Here is a 16,325-nt window from a genome sequence, read left to right as displayed (position 1 = left end):
CCTGGCACCACCGCGCACACGTCGCTGCTTGACCAACCAACCCATGGGATGTCTGACCGCGCCTCCGACGCACCGGGAGTGCCCTCATCGCTGCTCGGCAGGGTCCTCCGCCACGAGCTCGACCTCGAAGCCGGACTCGTCCTCCAGGTATGCGGCGTAGTGCTGCGGGCCGCCCGCGTAGGGATGACGGTCGGGGAACATGAGCCGCCACCCGTGGTCACCGCAGCCGGCGACGAGCCGGTCGACCTCGTCGCGGCTTCCCGCGTGGAACGCCAGGTGGTTCAACCCCGGTCGGAGACGCTCGTGGCCACCATCGGCCACGTCAGGACCCGCCTCGAGGACGAGGTACGTCTCTCCGTACCGCCAGGAGCGTCCCACCGGCCACGAGCCCTCCTGCGCCCAGCCAAGCTCCGCGAGCAGCCAGCCGAAGGACCGCACGGCGCCGTCCAGATCGGCGACCCAGATCTCGAGGTGGTGCAGCCCGCCTCTCACCACGCCCTCGTTCCTCCCACGCGTCGACGACGTTGCCAAAATGCGTGATGGCCACCCCGTGTGGGGTGGCCATCAGGCAATGGGTGTCCGGCGGCGTCCTACTCTCCCACCCGGTCCCCCGGGCAGTACCATCGGCGCAGGCAGGCTTAGCTTCCGGGTTCGGAATGGGACCGGGCGTTTCCCTGCCGCTATGGCCGCCGTAACTCTGTCGAACTGTCAACACGCGACCCCACCCGATGCTCAGGGCTGTTGGCCCGAGGGGTGGGGGTGTTGGTGGTTCGGGAACCGCACAGTGGACGCGAGCAGTGCTTGAGTACCAGATCCCCGCCGGCACCGGTTTCCCGATGGGTGGGGTGTGGCAAGTTATCGGCTTATTAGTACCGGTCAGCTACACGAGTCTTTCGTCCTCGCGTCCACATCCGGCCTATCAACCCAGTGGTCTAGCTGGGAGCCTCTCAGACCTAAGTCCATGGAGACCTCATCTTGAAGCGAGCTTCCCGCTTAGATGCCTTCAGCGGTTATCCCTTCCGAACGTAGCTAACCAGCGGTGCCCTTGGCAGGACAACTGGCACACCAGAGGTTCGTCCGTCCCGGTCCTCTCGTACTAGGGACAGCCCTTCTCAAGTCTCCTGCGCGCGCAGCGGATAGGGACCGAACTGTCTCACGACGTTCTAAACCCAGCTCGCGTACCGCTTTAATGGGCGAACAGCCCAACCCTTGGGACCTACTCCAGCCCCAGGATGCGACGAGCCGACATCGAGGTGCCAAACCATGCCGTCGATATGGACTCTTGGGCAAGATCAGCCTGTTATCCCCGGGGTACCTTTTATCCGTTGAGCGACCGCGTTTCCACATACCACGGCCGGATCACTAGTCCCGACTTTCGTCCCTGCTCGACATGTCTGTCTCGCAGTCAAGCTCCCTTGTGCACTTACACTCGACACCTGATTGCCAACCAGGCTGAGGGAACCTTTGGGCGCCTCCGTTACCTTTTAGGAGGCAACCGCCCCAGTTAAACTACCCACCAGGCACTGTCCCTGATCCGGATCACGGACCGAAGTTAGACATCCAGAACGACCAGAGTGGTATTTCAAGATTGACTCCACAACCACTGGCGTGGCCGCTTCACAGTCTCCCACCTATCCTACACAAGCCGTTCCGAACACCAATACCAAGCTGTAGTAAAGGTCCCGGGGTCTTTCCGTCCTGCTGCGCGTAACGAGCATCTTTACTCGTAGTGCAATTTCGCCGAGTTCGCGGTTGAGACAGCGGAGAAGTCGTTACGCCATTCGTGCAGGTCGGAACTTACCCGACAAGGAATTTCGCTACCTTAGGATGGTTATAGTTACCACCGCCGTTTACTGGCGCTTAAGTTCTGAGCTTCGCCTTACGGCTAACCCGTCCCCTTAACGTTCCAGCACCGGGCAGGCGTCAGTCCGTATACATCGTCTTGCGACTTAGCACGGACCTGTGTTTTTAGTAAACAGTCGCTTCTCCCTGGTCTCTGCGGCCCTCAAGAGCTAGCCGGCAAGCGGCTTCACCCCTCAGGCCCCCCTTCTCCCGAAGTTACGGGGGCATTTTGCCGAGTTCCTTAACCACGATTCACTCGATCGCCTTGGTATTCTCTACCTGACCACCTGAGTCGGTTTGGGGTACGGGCGGCTCGAACCTCGCTAGATGCTTTTCTTGGCAGCATAGGATCACCCTGCTTCCCGCTGATGCGGTCACCATCAGGTCTCAGACTCCACATTGAAGTGAGAGGTGCGGATTTGCCTACACCTCGCCCTACACCCTTGGACGTGGACTACCATCGCCACGCGGCGGCTACCTTCCTGCGTCACACCATCGCTTACCTACTACCGGATCGGATCCCACGCTCCGCCCAAGCCCCCCGAAGGGAACTCAGGTTTCAGGTGGTTAGCATCACCGGGTTCGATATGGGCGGTTCTTCGCCGGTACGGGAATATCAACCCGTTGTCCATCGACTACGCCTGTCGGCCTCGCCTTAGGTCCCGACTTACCCAGGGCGGATTAGCCTGGCCCTGGAACCCTTGGTCATTCGGCGGACGGGTTTCTCACCCGTCTTTCGCTACTCATGCCTGCATTCTCACTCGTGTGGCGTCCACGACTGGGTCACCCCGCCGCTTCACTCGCCACACGACGCTCCCCTACCCATCCACACGCCTGGATCCGAAGACCTGGCACATGCGTGAATGACACAGCTTCGGCGGTGTGCTTGAGCCCCGCTACATTGTCGGCGCGGAATCACTTGACCAGTGAGCTATTACGCACTCTTTAAAGGGTGGCTGCTTCTAAGCCAACCTCCTGGTTGTCTGTGCAACTCCACATCCTTTCCCACTTAGCACACGCTTGGGGGCCTTAGCTGGTGTTCTGGGCTGTTTCCCTCTCGACTACGGAGCTTATCCCCCGCAGTCTCACTGCCACGCTCTCACTTACCGGCATTCGGAGTTTGGCTGACGTCAGTAACCTTGTAGGGCCCATCGGCCATCCAGTAGCTCTACCTCCGGCAAGAAACACGTGACGCTGCACCTAAATGCATTTCGGGGAGAACCAGCTATCACGGAGTTTGATTGGCCTTTCACCCCTACCCACAGCTCATCCCCCAGGTTTTCAACCCTGGTGGGTTCGGTCCTCCACGCGGTCTTACCCGCGCTTCAACCTGGCCATGGGTAGATCACTCCGCTTCGGGTCTAGAGCATGCGACTCAAACGCCCTATTCGGACTCGCTTTCGCTACGGCTTCCCCACACGGGTTAACCTCGCCACATACCACTAACTCGCAGGCTCATTCTTCAAAAGGCACGCCGTCACCCCGTAAGGCTCCGACGGATTGTAGGCACACGGTTTCAGGTACTATTTCACTCCCCTCCCGGGGTACTTTTCACCTTTCCCTCACGGTACTTGTCCGCTATCGGTCACCAGGGAGTATTTAGGCTTACCAGGTGGTCCTGGCAGATTCACACGGGATTTCTCGGGCCCCGTGCTACTTGGGAACACCCTCAGGAGGCCACGCCATTTCGTCTACGGGGGTACCACCCTCTATGCCGGGCCATTCAAGACCCTTCGACTATGACGCGACTTTCTCACTCCTCGACAGATCGGCAGACCTGTCAGAAAGGTCCCACGACCCCGACCACGCAACGCCTGCCGGCTTGAACACGCAATCGGTTTAGCCTGTTCCGCTTTCGCTCGCCACTACTCACGGAATCACTGTTGTTTTCTCTTCCTGTGGGTACTGAGATGTTTCACTTCCCCACGTTCCCTCCACACGCCCTATATATTCAGGCGCGGGTCACCGGGAATGAACCCGGCGGGGTTTCCCCATTCGGAAATCCTCGAATCACAGCTCGGTTGCCAGCTCCTCGAGGCTTATCGCAGGCTCCTACGTCCTTCATCGGCTCCTGGTGCCAAGGCATCCACCGTATGCCCTTACAAACTTGACCACAGATACAAAGATGCTCGCGTCCACTGTGCAGTTCTCAAACAACCAACGACCCCAACCCCCACACCCAGCACCCACACCCACAAGCCCGTACAGGCAAGGAGCGCGGTATGACTGAGGAGCCGGTCCGCGACCGAAGCAACACACCGCCCCACAACCCCCACCAAGCGAACCTGGCAGGACCTGCGGGGCCGGTCTGTTCCTTCAGGACCCAACAGCGTGCTCCCCACACCACCGTCACCACCCCCGAAGAGACTCCGAAGATGACAGCCGGCGTGCGGATGGCCCCCACGCCCCGCAGACACTCGTTCCTTCCAACCCCCGAAGGCGTTGGCGTACTAGAGACAATCCTGCTGGACCCGAAGGCCGTAGTCGATGTTCCACCCTTGAGCACCACACCCGAGACACTCGCCCGGGTCGTGGCCCCTGACCCAACCCCCACGCAAGCGCAGGACACTGGGTAGGAATGCTCCTTAGAAAGGAGGTGATCCAGCCGCACCTTCCGGTACGGCTACCTTGTTACGACTTCGTCCCAATCGCCAGTCCCACCTTCGACGGCTCCCCCCCTTACGGGTTGGGCCACCGGCTTCGGGTGTTACCGACTTTCGTGACGTGACGGGCGGTGTGTACAAGGCCCGGGAACGTATTCACCGCAGCGTTGCTGATCTGCGATTACTAGCGACTCCGACTTCACGGGGTCGAGTTGCAGACCCCGATCCGAACTGAGACCAGCTTTTTGGGATTCGCTCCACCTTACGGTCTCGCAGCCCTTTGTACTGGCCATTGTAGCATGCGTGAAGCCCAAGACATAAGGGGCATGATGATTTGACGTCATCCCCACCTTCCTCCGAGTTGACCCCGGCAGTCTCCCATGAGTCCCCACCATTACGTGCTGGCAACATGGAACGAGGGTTGCGCTCGTTGCGGGACTTAACCCAACATCTCACGACACGAGCTGACGACAACCATGCACCACCTGTGAACAGCCCTTACGGACCCGACATCTCTGCCGGATTACTGCCCATGTCAAGCCTTGGTAAGGTTCTTCGCGTTGCATCGAATTAATCCGCATGCTCCGCCGCTTGTGCGGGCCCCCGTCAATTCCTTTGAGTTTTAGCCTTGCGGCCGTACTCCCCAGGCGGGGCGCTTAATGCGTTTGCTGCGGCACGGAACTCGTGGAAAGAGCCCCACACCTAGCGCCCAACGTTTACGGCGTGGACTACCAGGGTATCTAATCCTGTTCGCTCCCCACGCTTTCGCTCCTCAGCGTCAGTTACGGCCCAGAGACCCGCCTTCGCCACCGGTGTTCCTCCTGATATCTGCGCATTTCACCGCTACACCAGGAATTCCAGTCTCCCCTACCGCACTCTAGTCTGCCCGTACCCACTGCAGGCCCGGGGTTAAGCCCCAGGTTTTCACAGCAGACGCGACAAACCGCCTACGAGCTCTTTACGCCCAATAATTCCGGACAACGCTTGCACCCTACGTATTACCGCGGCTGCTGGCACGTAGTTAGCCGGTGCTTCTTCTGCAGGTACCGTCACTTTCGCTTCTTCCCTGCTGAAAGAGGTTTACAACCCGAAGGCCTTCATCCCTCACGCGGCGTCGCTGCGTCAGGCTTTCGCCCATTGCGCAATATTCCCCACTGCTGCCTCCCGTAGGAGTCTGGGCCGTGTCTCAGTCCCAGTGTGGCCGGTCGCCCTCTCAGGCCGGCTACCCGTCGTCGCCTTGGTAGGCCATCACCCCACCAACAAGCTGATAGGCCGCGAGCCCATCCCTGACCGAAAAACTTTCCACACCCCACCATGCGACAGGGCGTCATATCCGGTATTAGCCACCGTTTCCGGTAGTTATCCCAGAGTCAGGGGCAGGTTGCTCACGTGTTACTCACCCGTTCGCCACTGATCCACCCCGAAGGGCTTCACCGTTCGACTTGCATGTGTTAAGCACGCCGCCAGCGTTCGTCCTGAGCCAGGATCAAACTCTCCGTTGATGTCTCATACGCAAGAACACTCCCCACGAGGAGGAGCACCCCTACACAACTAGACACACTACGAACATAAAATCCCAGCCGAAACACAGAACGAGCATCTAGCTCAATCTGCAATCAACCAAAGGAATCCCAAGACCCGTAAGACACCAACCAACCATCCGGCCGGCCAGCACCCCACGAGACGAGGTTCTTGGCATCGACTACAAAGCACGCTGTTGAGTTCTCAAGGAACAGACGCACCCGAGTACTTCGACCTCTCGGTCGTTTTCGCGGGGCTTGGTTCCAGCCTAGCCTACCCGGTACCCGCTGTCACATCCGGCTACCCAGTGTGACCTCGAGAGAGGGTTCACCCGTGGAGGAGCCGCGCAGACCTTACGGCCTGCGCCGGATCTCTTCCGAGGGGTGGTGCCCCGGGGGACCGTCCACCTCGCGGTGTCCGTTCCTCCCCGTCGGGGCGACGAGGTGAAACATTAGGCAGGCACGGAGCGCGAGTCAAATCGGGGTGCGGCGACCGTGCTCCGTGCATGGCCGAACCCGCTGGAACCGCCCCGCAACGACTCGGCAACGAGCCCGAAACCTGCTGCGGGGCAGCGCATCAGCCCACCTCGACGGCCGCCAGCGACCGCCGTCCGCGGCGCAGCAGGATCCAGCGCCCGTGCAGCAGGTCGGCCCCACCGACGGTCGCGTCCTCACCCAGGACCTTGGTGTTGTTCACGTAGGCCCCGCCCTCCGCGATCGCCCGCCGTGCGGCGGACTTGCTCTGGACGAGTCCTGTGGCCGCGAACAGGTCCACGACCGGGTGCTCCCCCGCCGGTACCGAGGCGGACGGCAGCTCGGCGACCGCGTCCCGCAGCGTCCCGGCGTCCAGGCCGGCCAGGTCACCGCGCCCGAAGAGGGCCTGGCTCGCCTCCTGCACCCGACGGGTGGCCTCCGCCCCGTGGACGAGGGTCGTGACGTCCTCCGCGAGGGCGCGCTGCGCCTCCCGGGCCTGAGGCTTCTCCCGGGTGGACTCGTCCAGCGCCTCGATCTCCTCCCTCGTGCGGAAGGTGAAGATCTTCAGGTAGTCCCCCACCTTGGCGTCCTCGGCGTTGAGCCAGAACTGGTAGAAGGCGTACGGCGACGTCATCTCCGCGTCGAGCCAGATCGCGCCGCCCTCCGTCTTGCCGAACTTGGTGCCGTCGGCCTTGGTGACGAGAGGCGTCGCGAGCGCGTGGACGCTGACGCCCTCCGCACGGTGGACGAGGTCCGTCCCGGCGGTGAGGTTGCCCCACTGGTCCGAGCCGCCCGTCTGCAGCGTGCAGCCGTGGCGCTTCCAGAGCTCGTGGAAGTCCATCCCCTGGAGGATCTGGTAGCTGAACTCGGTGAAGCTGATCCCCGACTCGGAGTTGAGCCGGGCGCTGACGGCCTCCTTGGCGAGCATCCGGTTCACCCTGAAGTGCTTGCCGACGTCGCGCAGGAAGTCGATCGCCGACATCGGCGCCGTCCAGTCGAGGTTGTTGACGACCTGCGCCGCGTTCTCCCCCTCGAACGACACGAAGCGCTGCACCTGCCCGCGGATCCGCTCGACCCACCCGGCCACCGTGTCGCGGGAGTTCAGCACCCGCTCCCCGGACATCCTCGGATCGCCGATGAGCCCGGTCGCCCCGCCGACGAGCACGAGCGGGCGGTGCCCGAACTCCTGCAGCCGGCGCATCGTGAGCAGCTGGACGAGGTTGCCCATGTGCAGGCTCGGTGCCGTCGGGTCGAAGCCGCAGTAGAAGGTCACGGGGCCTGCCGCCAACGCGGCCCGCAGGGCCTCCTCGTCGGTGGACAGTGCGACGAGCCCGCGCCAGGCGAGCTCGTCGAGGGCGTTGCCCCGGGGGTCACTCACGGCTTCTGCCGTCCTCTCGGTCGGACGCCGGCGGCACCGGCGCCTCTCGGTGGTCGCTCAGAGCGTCTCAGACACCGCCCGTCGAAGGCGACGCGATACCCCGGCGGCGCGTCACCCCGGGGCGGAAGACCGAGACCGTCGGTTCGCCGTCCAGCCAGAACCGCCAGGGGAACGCGACCGCGTCGCCGCCCGCCCCGGCGACGCCGACCCGCGGGCCGGTGCGCAGCAGGGCCGGGTCGTACGGCTCCCCCGCATGCAGCCGCAGGGCGCCGTCCGCTGCGCACAGGTCCGCGCCGTCCTCGGCCTTGGCGATGCCGAGCGCGGTCGCCAGCCGGGCCGGGCCGCGCGCGAGGTCGACGTCCTTGCGCGCCGACGGGCGGCGCGAGCGCGCGAGGTCCAGCCCTTCGACGACCTCGCCGGCGCGCAGCAGGACGGCGGTCGCCTCGCCGTCCGGACCGCACACGACGTTCGCGCACCAGTGCATCCCGTACGTGAAGTAGACGTAGAGCCGGCCGGGCGGTCCGAACATCACCGCGGTCCGCGGGGTGCGGCCGCGGAAGGCGTGCGAGCCGGGGTCCTCGCCGCCCATGTACGCCTCGACCTCGGTGAGCCGGACGCCGACCCGTCCGTGCGGCGTCGTGTGCACGATCACCGCGCCGAGCAGCGCCGGGGCCAGGTCGAGGGAGACCGGCGAGAGGTCGCGCCGGGTGAGCCGTCGTCGCCGAGCCACCCGGCCACCCTACGAGGACAGGGCCTACGCTGACCGGCCGTGGCAGCGAACAGCGCGGACCTGCACGGCCGCACGCACCGGCTCGAGCTCGGCGACCAGACCCTGCGCGAGTGGGACGCCGTCGTCCTCGCGAGCGACGCGGAGACCGGGGTCGTCCTCGACCGGTCGGCGTTCTACCCGGGCGGCGGCGGGCAGCCGCCCGACCACGGCGTGCTGCTGTGGGGCGGCGTCCAGACCCGGATCGTCGGCGTCCGCAAGGGCGACGACCTCGCCCTGCTCCCGGCGGACGGCGACCCGCTGCCGCCGGTCGGCACCGCCGTCCGCGGCGCCGTCGAGGACGACCGCCGGACGGCGCTCATGCGCACCCACTCCGGCCTGCATCTGCTCTCCGGCGTCGTGTTCCGCGACTTCGGCGCTCTCGTGACCGGTGGGAACATGGAGCCCCTCGAGGCCCGGATGGACTTCAACCTCCCCGAGGTGCCCGTTGGCTTCCGGGACGCGGTCGCCGCGGCGTGCGCCGCCGAGGTCGGTGCCGACCGCGCGATCACGACGACGACCCTCCCCCGCGACGTGGCCTTCTCGACCTACCCGGACCTCATCCGGACGGCGACGAACCTGCTGCCCGACGACCTCGAGATCGTCCGGGTCGTCGACATCGCGGGGCTCGACACCCAGGCGGACGCGGGCACCCACGTCGCGTCGACGCGTCAGATCGGCGGGCTCGAGATCGTCAAGATCGAGAACAAGGGCAAGGGGTTCCGCCGGCTGCGGGTGCGCGTCACCGACTGACGATGCTCGCGCCCGGTACCGGAATCAGGAATCGGAGCGGCGCGGAACGGTACCCACCGCGAGCATGAGCGGTCAGGGGGCGGCCTTGGTGGCCGCCCGCGCCACGGGGGTGACCGGTCTGATCGCCCAGCCCCGCAGCGCCGCCAGCCGGTCGTGGAGGCGCTGCCGCTGCTCGGCCACGCGCACGGGTGCCGTCCCGCCGATGCCGTCGCGGGAGGCCAGCGAGCCGGCCACGTCGAGGACGTCGCGCACGTCGGGCGTCAGGTGGGGGCTGATCGCCGCGAGGTCGGCGTCCGACAGGTCGGCGAGCTCGATGCCACGGCCCTCGCAGACCTGCACGCACTCCCCCGCGACCTCGTGCGCGACCCGGAACGGCACCCCCTGACGGACGAGCCACTCCGCCACGTCGGTCGCGAGCGAGAACCCGGCGGGGGCGAGCGCCGCCATCCGGTCGGTGTCGAAGCGCATCGTCGCGACGAGCCCGGAGAACGCCGGCAGCACGAGGAGCATCTGCGTCACCGAGTCGATGACGGGCTCCTTGTCCTCCTGGAGGTCGCGGTTGTACGCCAGCGGCAGCGCCTTGAGGGTCGTGAGGAACCCGGTGAGGTTGCCGACGAGCCGGCCGGCCTTGCCGCGGGCGAGCTCGGCGACGTCCGGGTTCTTCTTCTGCGGCATGATCGACGACCCCGTCGCGTAGGCGTCGTCGAGGCGCGCGAACCCGAACTCGGCGGTCGTCCAGACGACGACCTCCTCGGCGATCCGGGAGACGTCGACCGCGGCCATCGCGAGGACGAAAGCGACCTCCGCGACGACGTCCCGGCTCGACGTGCCGTCCATGGAGTTCTCGCTGGAGCGCGAGAACCCCAGCTCGCGGGCGACGGCGGCCGGGTCGAGGCCGAGGGAGGAGCCGGCGAGCGCGCCCGAGCCGTACGGCGACTCGTCGGCGCGGCGGTCCCAGTCGACGAGCCGCTCGACGTCCCGCGCGATGGCCTGCGCGTGCGCCTGGAGGTGGTGCGCGAGGAGCACCGGCTGGGCGTGCTGGAAGTGCGTGCGCCCCGGCATCGGCGCCTCGGGGTGCTCGGCGGCGCGCGCAACGAGGACGTCGGCGAGGTCGAGCAGGCAGAGCGCGACGTCACGGGCGCGGTCGCGCAGGTACATCCGGTAGAGCGTGGCGACCTGGTCGTTGCGGGAGCGGCCCGCGCGCAGCCGGCCGCCGACCTCGGGGCCGACCCGCTCGATGAGGCCGCGCTCGAGCGCGGTGTGGACGTCCTCGTCGGCAGGCGTCCCGACGAAGGCGCCGCTCGCGACGTCCGCCTCGAGCGCGTCGAGCCCGGCGAGCATCGCCGTCAGCGACGCGTCGTCGAGCAGCCCGGCCGCCGCGAGCACCCGGGCGTGGGCCCGGGAGCCGGCGAGGTCGTACGGCGCGAGCACCCAGTCGAAGTGCACCGACGCCGACAGCGCCTCGAGCGCCGCCGACGGGCCCGAGGCGAAGCGGCCTCCCCACAGCTTGAGCGGCGCACCGGGTGCGGGCGTCGTCGGGTGCTCGGGTGCCTGGGTCACGGGACGTTCTCCTGTCGGGACGTGCGGGTCCGGCGGACCGGACGGTGTCGGACTGCGGTGGACGACGGTACGCGGCTCAGCCGCGGCCCTCTCCGTGCGACGCGAGGGCGAGCAGCCGGGCGGCGACGTCCGCGCCGCCGGCGGGCTCCCGGGTGACGACGAGCACGGTGTCGTCCCCGGCGATCGTGCCGAGGACGGCGGGCAGCACGGACTGGTCGATCGCCGAGGCGAGGAACTGCGCGGCGCCCGGCGGGGTGCGCAGCACGACGAGGTTCGCCGACGCCTCGGCCGTGACGAGCAGCTCCTCGCAGAGCCGCTCGAGCCGCGCGTCGAGCCACTCGGCGTCGATCCCCACGCGCGGGGTGCGGTCGCCGCCCTCGCCCGGGACGGCGTAGACGAGACCGCCCTCGTGGCGCACCTTGACCGCGCCGAGCTCGACGAGGTCGCGGGACAGCGTCGCCTGGGTGACGACGAAGCCGTCGGCGGCGAGCAGCTCCGCGAGCTCGACCTGGGAGCGCACGGTCGTGCGCCGCAGCACGGCGACGATGTGCCGGTGCCGGGCGGTCTTCGTCGTCGCGTGCGTCTCGACGGGCACGGACCGGGCGCCGGTCACCGAGACCGCCCCGCCCGGGACTTCTCCAGGAGCCAGACGAGCAGCGCCTTCTGCGCGTGGAGCCGGTTCTCCGCCTCGTCCCAGACCGCCGACGCCGGTCCGTCGATGACCGATGCGGCGATCTCCTTGCCGCGGTACGCCGGCAGGCAGTGCAGGACGACGCACCCGGCGGCCGCGCGGGCGAGCGCCGCCTCGTCGACGGCGTACGGCACGAAGGGCGCCGACCGGTCGGCGGCCTCGCCCTCCTGGCCCATCGAGACCCAGGTGTCCGTCGCGAGGACGTCCGCGCCGTCCGCGGCCGCGGCCGGGTCGTGGGTCACGAGGACCGAGCCGCCGGTCTGCTCCGCGCGCACCGCGGCGTCCGCGACGACAGCGGGGGCCGGCAGGTAGCCCTCTGGGGTGCCGACCCGCACGTGCATCCCGGCGTTGGCGCCGGCGAGCAGGTACGAGTGCGCCATGTTGTTCGCGCCGTCGCCGAGGTAGGTCAGGGTCAGCCCGGCGAGCCGGCCGTGCCGCTCCCGGACCGTCTGCAGGTCGGCGAGGAGCTGGCACGGGTGGAACTCGTCGGTGAGCGCGTTGACGACGGGGACTCCGGCCGCGGCGGCCATCGCCTCGACGCGGTCCTGGCCGAACGTCCGCCAGACGACCGCGGAGACCTGGCGGCCGAGGACCCGTGCGGTGTCCTCGATGCTCTCGCCGCGGCCCATCTGGCTGCCCTGGGCGTCGATGACGAGCGGGTAGCCGCCGAGCTCGGCGACGCCGACGCTGAAGGAGACCCGGGTGCGGGTCGAGGACTTGTCGAAGATCACCGCGACCGCCTGCGGGCCCTCGAGCGGCCGGGCCGCGAACCGGTCCTTCTTCAGCGCGTCGGCGAGGTCGAGCACCTCGAGGAGCTCGGAGGGCGACAGGTCGTCGTCCCGGAGGAAGTGGCGCAGCGTCATGGGGGTCTCCTGGTCAGGACCGGCGGGGCGTCACAGGGCCGCGGCAGCGGCGTCGAGGGCGGCGGGCAGGGCGGCGACGAACGTGTCGGCCTGCTCCGCGGTGAGGATGAGGGGCGGGGCGAGGCGCAGCGCGTCCGGGCCGACGGCGTTGACGACGAACCCGGCCTGCAGCAACGCGTTCGCGGTCGCGGCGGCGACCGGTGCCCCGAGCTGGACGGCGACGAGCAGGCCCTCTCCGCGGGTGCCGGTGACGAGAGGGTGCCCGAGACCCTCGACGCCGGAACGGATCCGGGCGCCGACGGTGCGGGCGTTCTCGAGCAGGCCGTCGCGCTCGATGACGTGCAGGGTCGCGAGCGCGGCCGCGGCGGCGACCGGGTTGCCGCCGAACGTTGTCCCGTGCTGGCCGGGGCCGAGCAGGCTGCCCGCGCGCTCCCCCAGACCGACGACGGCGCCGACCGGGATGCCGCCGCCGAGGCCCTTGGCGAGGGTGACGACGTCCGGGACGACGACCGGCCCGGTGCCGGCGGCGTCCGCGCCGAGGTGCGGGTGCTGGTGGGCGAACCAGCGCCCGGTGCGGCCGACCCCGGTCTGCACCTCGTCGAGGACGAGCAGGGCGCCGGCGGCCGAGGTGATCTCGCGGGCCGCCGCGAGGTAGCCCGCCGGCGCCGGCCGGACGCCGGCCTCGCCCTGGACCGGCTCCAGGACGACGGCCGCCGTCCGCGGCCCCACCGCGGACCCGAGGGCGGCGACGTCCCCGAACGGCACGTGGACGACGTCCCCGGGCAGCGGTTCGAACGGCTCGCGGTACGCGGGCTTGTGGGTCAGCGCGAGGGCGCCCATGGTGCGGCCGTGGAACGCGCCCTCGGCGGCGACCATGCCGCTGCGGCCGGTGCGGCGCGCGAGCTTGAACGCGCCCTCGTTCGCCTCGGCGCCGGAGTTCGTGAAGAACACCCGCGAGCCGGCGGGTGCGTCGAGCAGCTCGAGGATCCGCTCGGCGAGCGCGACCTGGGGCGCCGTCGCGAAGAAGTTCGAGACGTGCCCGAGCGTGGCCAGCTGCGCGGTCACCGCGGACGTGAGGAACGGGTGCGCGTGGCCGAGGACGTTGACGGCGATGCCGCCGAGCAGGTCGAGGTAGCGGGTGCCGTCGGCGTCCCAGACGTAGCAGCCCTCGCCGCGGACGAGGACGCGCTGGGGCGTGCCGAAGGTGTTCATGACCGCCGAGGAGTACCGGCGCGTCCACGCCTCGCCGCTCAGGCCCGCGGCGGGTTGCTGGAGATCGGCGGTCATGAGGTGGCTCCTGGGGAGTCGGGCGAACGCGGGTCCGGCAGCACCATCGTGCCGACGCCCTCGGGCGTGAAGACCTCGAGGAGCACGCTGTGCGGGACGCGCCCGTCGATGACGGTGGCCTGGGGGACGCCGCCCTGCACCGCGCGCAGGCAGGCCTCCATCTTCGGGACCATCCCGGACTCCAGGGACGGCAGCAGCTTCTCCAGCTCGGTCGTCGTGATGCTCGACAGCAGCGAGGACCGGTCGGGCCAGTCGGCGTAGACGCCCTCGACGTCGGTGAGGACGACGAGCTTCACCGCGCCCAGTGCCACGGCGAGAGCCGCGGCCGCGGTGTCCGCGTTGACGTTGAGCACCTGGCCGTCGTCGTCCGGCGCGACCGTCGAGACGACGGGGACGCGACCGGCCTCGATGAGGTCGAGCACCGCGGCCGGGTCGACCTCGACGACGTCCCCGACGAGCCCGACGTCGACGACCTCGCCGTCGACGACCGCCCCGCGGCGCTCGGCGCGGAACAGGCCGGCGTCCTCGCCCGACAGCCCGACACCGCGACCGCCGTTGGCGTTGACGAGACCGACGAGCTCGCGGCCGACCTGCCCGACGAGGACCATCCGGACGACGTCCATCGCCTCGGGCGTCGTGACGCGGAGCCCGCCGCGGAACTCGCTCGCGATCCCGAGCCGGGCGAGCATCGAGGAGATCTGCGGGCCGCCGCCGTGGACGACGACCGGTTTGAGCCCGACAGACCGCAGGAAGACCATGTCCTGCGCGAAGGCGTGCTTGAGCGTCTCGTCGACCATGGCGTTGCCGCCGTACTTGACGACGACGATCTCGCCCGCGAACCGCTGCAGCCAGGGCAGCGCCTCGACGAGGACCTGCGCCTTGGCACCCGGTGGCAGGGCCGCGACGGCGGCGGTGTGGTCGGTCATGTCGAGTAGGCGCTGTTCTCGTGGACGTAGTCGTGGGTGAGGTCGTTCGTCCAGACCGTCGCCTCGGCCGCACCGGCGTGGAGGTCGACGACGACGTGCACCTCGCGGGCCGCCGCCATGTCGACCTTCGTGCGGTCCTCGCCGACGCCGCAGGCCCGGCAGACCTGGACGCCGTTGATGCTCACGTCGAGGGCGAGCGGGTCGAACTGCGCGGACGTCGTGCCCACGGCGGAGAGCACCCGCCCCCAGTTCGGGTCGTTGCCGAACACCGCGGCCTTGAAGAGGTTGCTGCGGGTCACGGCGCGCGCGACCTCGACGGCCTCGGCCTCGGTCGCGGCGTTGACGACCCGGACGGCGATGTCGTGGCTCGCGCCCTCGGCGTCCCCGACGAGCATCCGGGCGAGCGCCGCGCAGGCCTCCTCGACGGCGGCCGCGAGGTCCTCGGCGGGCGGCGCGACCCCGGACGCGCCGCTCGACAGGAGCAGCACGGTGTCGTTCGTCGACATGCACCCGTCGGAGTCGACGCGGTCGAAGGTACGGGCGGTCGCGGCGCGCAGGACGGCGTCGAGCGCGTCCGGGTCGGCGACGGCGTCCGTCGTGAGGACGACGAGCATCGTCGCCAGCCCGGGCGCGAGCATCCCCGCGCCCTTGGCCATGCCGCCGACGCTCCAGCCCTCCCGCACGACGTGGACCGTCTTCGGGACCGTGTCGGTCGTCATGATCGAGACCGCGGCGTCCGGGCCGCCCGTCACCGACAGCGCCGCCGCGGCCGCGTCGACGCCCGGCAGCAGCCGGTCCATCGGCAGCCGTTCGCCGATGAGACCCGTCGAGCAGACGGCGACGTCGCCGGCGGAGACCCCGAGGACCCCGGCAACATGCTCCGCCGTCCGGTGGGTGTCGAGGAAGCCCTCGCTGCCGGTGCACGCGTTGGCGCCGCCCGAGTTGAGGACGACGGCGTCGACCCGGCCGTCCGCGAGGACCTGCCGGCTCCAGACCACGGGCGCGGCCTGCACCCGGTTGCTCGTGAAGACGCCGGCCGCGGCCCGGGCCGGGCCGTCGTTGACGACGAGGGCGAGGTCCGGGCGGCCGCTCGCCTTGAGCCCCGCGGTGACCCCGGCCGCCCGGAAGCCCGCCGGGCCGGTCACCCCCGCGGGGGCGCCGGCCGCTGCCGCACCGCTCACGACAGCCCCGCGGCCTCGTCAGCCGGGACGACGACCGCCGGGACCCGGTCCGGGTGGCTCGAGTCGCCGGGGGCGCCGGGGTGGTTCGACCGGTCCTCGACGTCGTGCCCGGCCGCGTGCCAGACCGACGCCGCGGCCGCGGCCTTCGCCGCCGGCAGGAGCACCCAGTCGGTGTCGAACGTCGAGACGGTGAGGACCGGGATCCCCGCGTCCGCGAGCGGCTTGAGCAGCGCGACGAGGATGCCGACCTGGCTGAACTCGAGCACCTCGTCGACGGTGACGGCGACGAGCGGGCCCTCGACCGGGCCCGGGACGTCGTCCGGGACGCACGACGTCGCGCACACGACGGACGTCTCGTCCGCGGTCCGGGTGATGCTCACGAGCGGCGGCCCGACGGCCCAGTCGGGGTGGGGCGCGCCCGCCGGCAGGCGGACGACAGCAACAGCTTGGGGGTTGACGACGAGACGCACTCGATCTCCTC

The 16,325-nt window shown here is 68.9% G+C and carries 11 protein-coding genes and 3 rRNA genes; 1 reads left to right on the top strand and 13 read right to left on the bottom strand.

All coding sequences use genetic code 11. The annotated features are described in order from the left end of the window. Window positions 1-84: 84 nt before the first annotated feature. The 6 genes from ECOMGDLI_RS30455 to ECOMGDLI_RS30430 all read right to left on the bottom strand — a co-directional run bounded on the left by ECOMGDLI_RS30455 (window position 85) and on the right by ECOMGDLI_RS30430 (window position 8,547). Window positions 85-492 (bottom strand): VOC family protein, encoded by a 408-nt coding sequence (locus tag ECOMGDLI_RS30455; RefSeq protein WP_088320578.1) that lies wholly within the window; start codon window positions 490-492, stop codon window positions 85-87. Between the two features lie 85 nt (window positions 493-577). Next, window positions 578-694, bottom strand: a 5S ribosomal RNA gene (gene rrf, locus ECOMGDLI_RS30450). A gap of 152 nt (window positions 695-846) precedes the next feature. Then, window positions 847-3,955: ribosomal RNA gene (locus ECOMGDLI_RS30445) — 23S ribosomal RNA — on the bottom strand. 476 nt (window positions 3,956-4,431) lie between these two features. Continuing rightward, a 16S ribosomal RNA gene (locus tag ECOMGDLI_RS30440) occupies window positions 4,432-5,947 on the bottom strand. The 16S, 23S and 5S rRNA genes sit together here, the layout of an rRNA operon. A gap of 595 nt (window positions 5,948-6,542) precedes the next feature. Continuing rightward, entirely contained in the window at window positions 6,543-7,817 is a 1,275-nt protein-coding gene (gene tyrS, locus ECOMGDLI_RS30435; protein WP_088320572.1) for a tyrosine--tRNA ligase, read from the bottom strand. A gap of 67 nt (window positions 7,818-7,884) precedes the next feature. Beyond that, the gene (locus tag ECOMGDLI_RS30430) at window positions 7,885-8,547 is read right to left on the bottom strand and encodes a DNA-3-methyladenine glycosylase (protein ID WP_088320571.1); all 663 of its coding nucleotides are present in this window, start codon (window positions 8,545-8,547) and stop codon (window positions 7,885-7,887) included. Window positions 8,548-8,586: 39 nt separating this feature from the next. Between ECOMGDLI_RS30430 and ECOMGDLI_RS30425 the strand changes: the two genes are divergently transcribed. Beyond that, on the top strand, window positions 8,587-9,336 hold the full coding sequence (locus tag ECOMGDLI_RS30425; RefSeq protein WP_088320570.1) for an alanyl-tRNA editing protein: 750 nt from the start codon (window positions 8,587-8,589) through the stop codon (window positions 9,334-9,336). A 72-nt stretch (window positions 9,337-9,408) separates the two neighbouring features. Here ECOMGDLI_RS30425 and argH read toward each other — a convergent pair whose 3' ends face one another. From argH to ECOMGDLI_RS30390, 7 genes are all read right to left on the bottom strand, one after another. Next, window positions 9,409-10,896, bottom strand: coding sequence for an argininosuccinate lyase (gene argH / locus ECOMGDLI_RS30420; protein WP_088320569.1), 1,488 nt, complete (start codon window positions 10,894-10,896; stop codon window positions 9,409-9,411). Between the two features lie 76 nt (window positions 10,897-10,972). Continuing rightward, window positions 10,973-11,509: an arginine repressor gene (locus ECOMGDLI_RS30415; protein WP_088320568.1), complete on the bottom strand. Its 537-nt coding sequence runs from the start codon at window positions 11,507-11,509 to the stop codon at window positions 10,973-10,975. Beyond that, window positions 11,506-12,450: an ornithine carbamoyltransferase gene (gene argF, locus ECOMGDLI_RS30410; protein ID WP_198955324.1), complete on the bottom strand. Its 945-nt coding sequence runs from the start codon at window positions 12,448-12,450 to the stop codon at window positions 11,506-11,508. The genes ECOMGDLI_RS30415 and argF overlap by 4 nt, the downstream gene beginning before the upstream one ends. 30 nt (window positions 12,451-12,480) lie before the next feature. Beyond that, window positions 12,481-13,737, bottom strand: a complete 1,257-nt coding sequence (locus ECOMGDLI_RS30405) for an acetylornithine transaminase (RefSeq protein ID WP_088320567.1) — start codon at window positions 13,735-13,737, stop codon at window positions 12,481-12,483. Beyond that, a complete protein-coding gene (argB, locus tag ECOMGDLI_RS30400) occupies window positions 13,734-14,663 on the bottom strand; it encodes an acetylglutamate kinase (RefSeq protein WP_088320566.1) in 930 nt (309 codons plus the stop codon). Before argB ends, ECOMGDLI_RS30405 begins: the two co-directional genes overlap by 4 nt. Next, a complete protein-coding gene (gene argJ, locus ECOMGDLI_RS30395; RefSeq protein ID WP_233153689.1) occupies window positions 14,660-15,844 on the bottom strand; it encodes a bifunctional glutamate N-acetyltransferase/amino-acid acetyltransferase ArgJ in 1,185 nt (394 codons plus the stop codon). Before argJ ends, argB begins: the two co-directional genes overlap by 4 nt. Beyond that, a complete protein-coding gene (locus ECOMGDLI_RS30390; protein ID WP_198955323.1) occupies window positions 15,841-16,314 on the bottom strand; it encodes an ACT domain-containing protein in 474 nt (157 codons plus the stop codon). Before ECOMGDLI_RS30390 ends, argJ begins: the two co-directional genes overlap by 4 nt. Between the last annotated feature and the right edge of the window lie 11 nt (window positions 16,315-16,325).

This window comes from Kineosporia sp. R_H_3, assembly GCF_002198675.1.
In the GTDB taxonomy this organism is placed as follows: domain Bacteria; phylum Actinomycetota; class Actinomycetes; order Actinomycetales; family Kineosporiaceae; genus R-H-3.
This window is presented reverse-complemented; position numbering and strand designations above follow the sequence as displayed.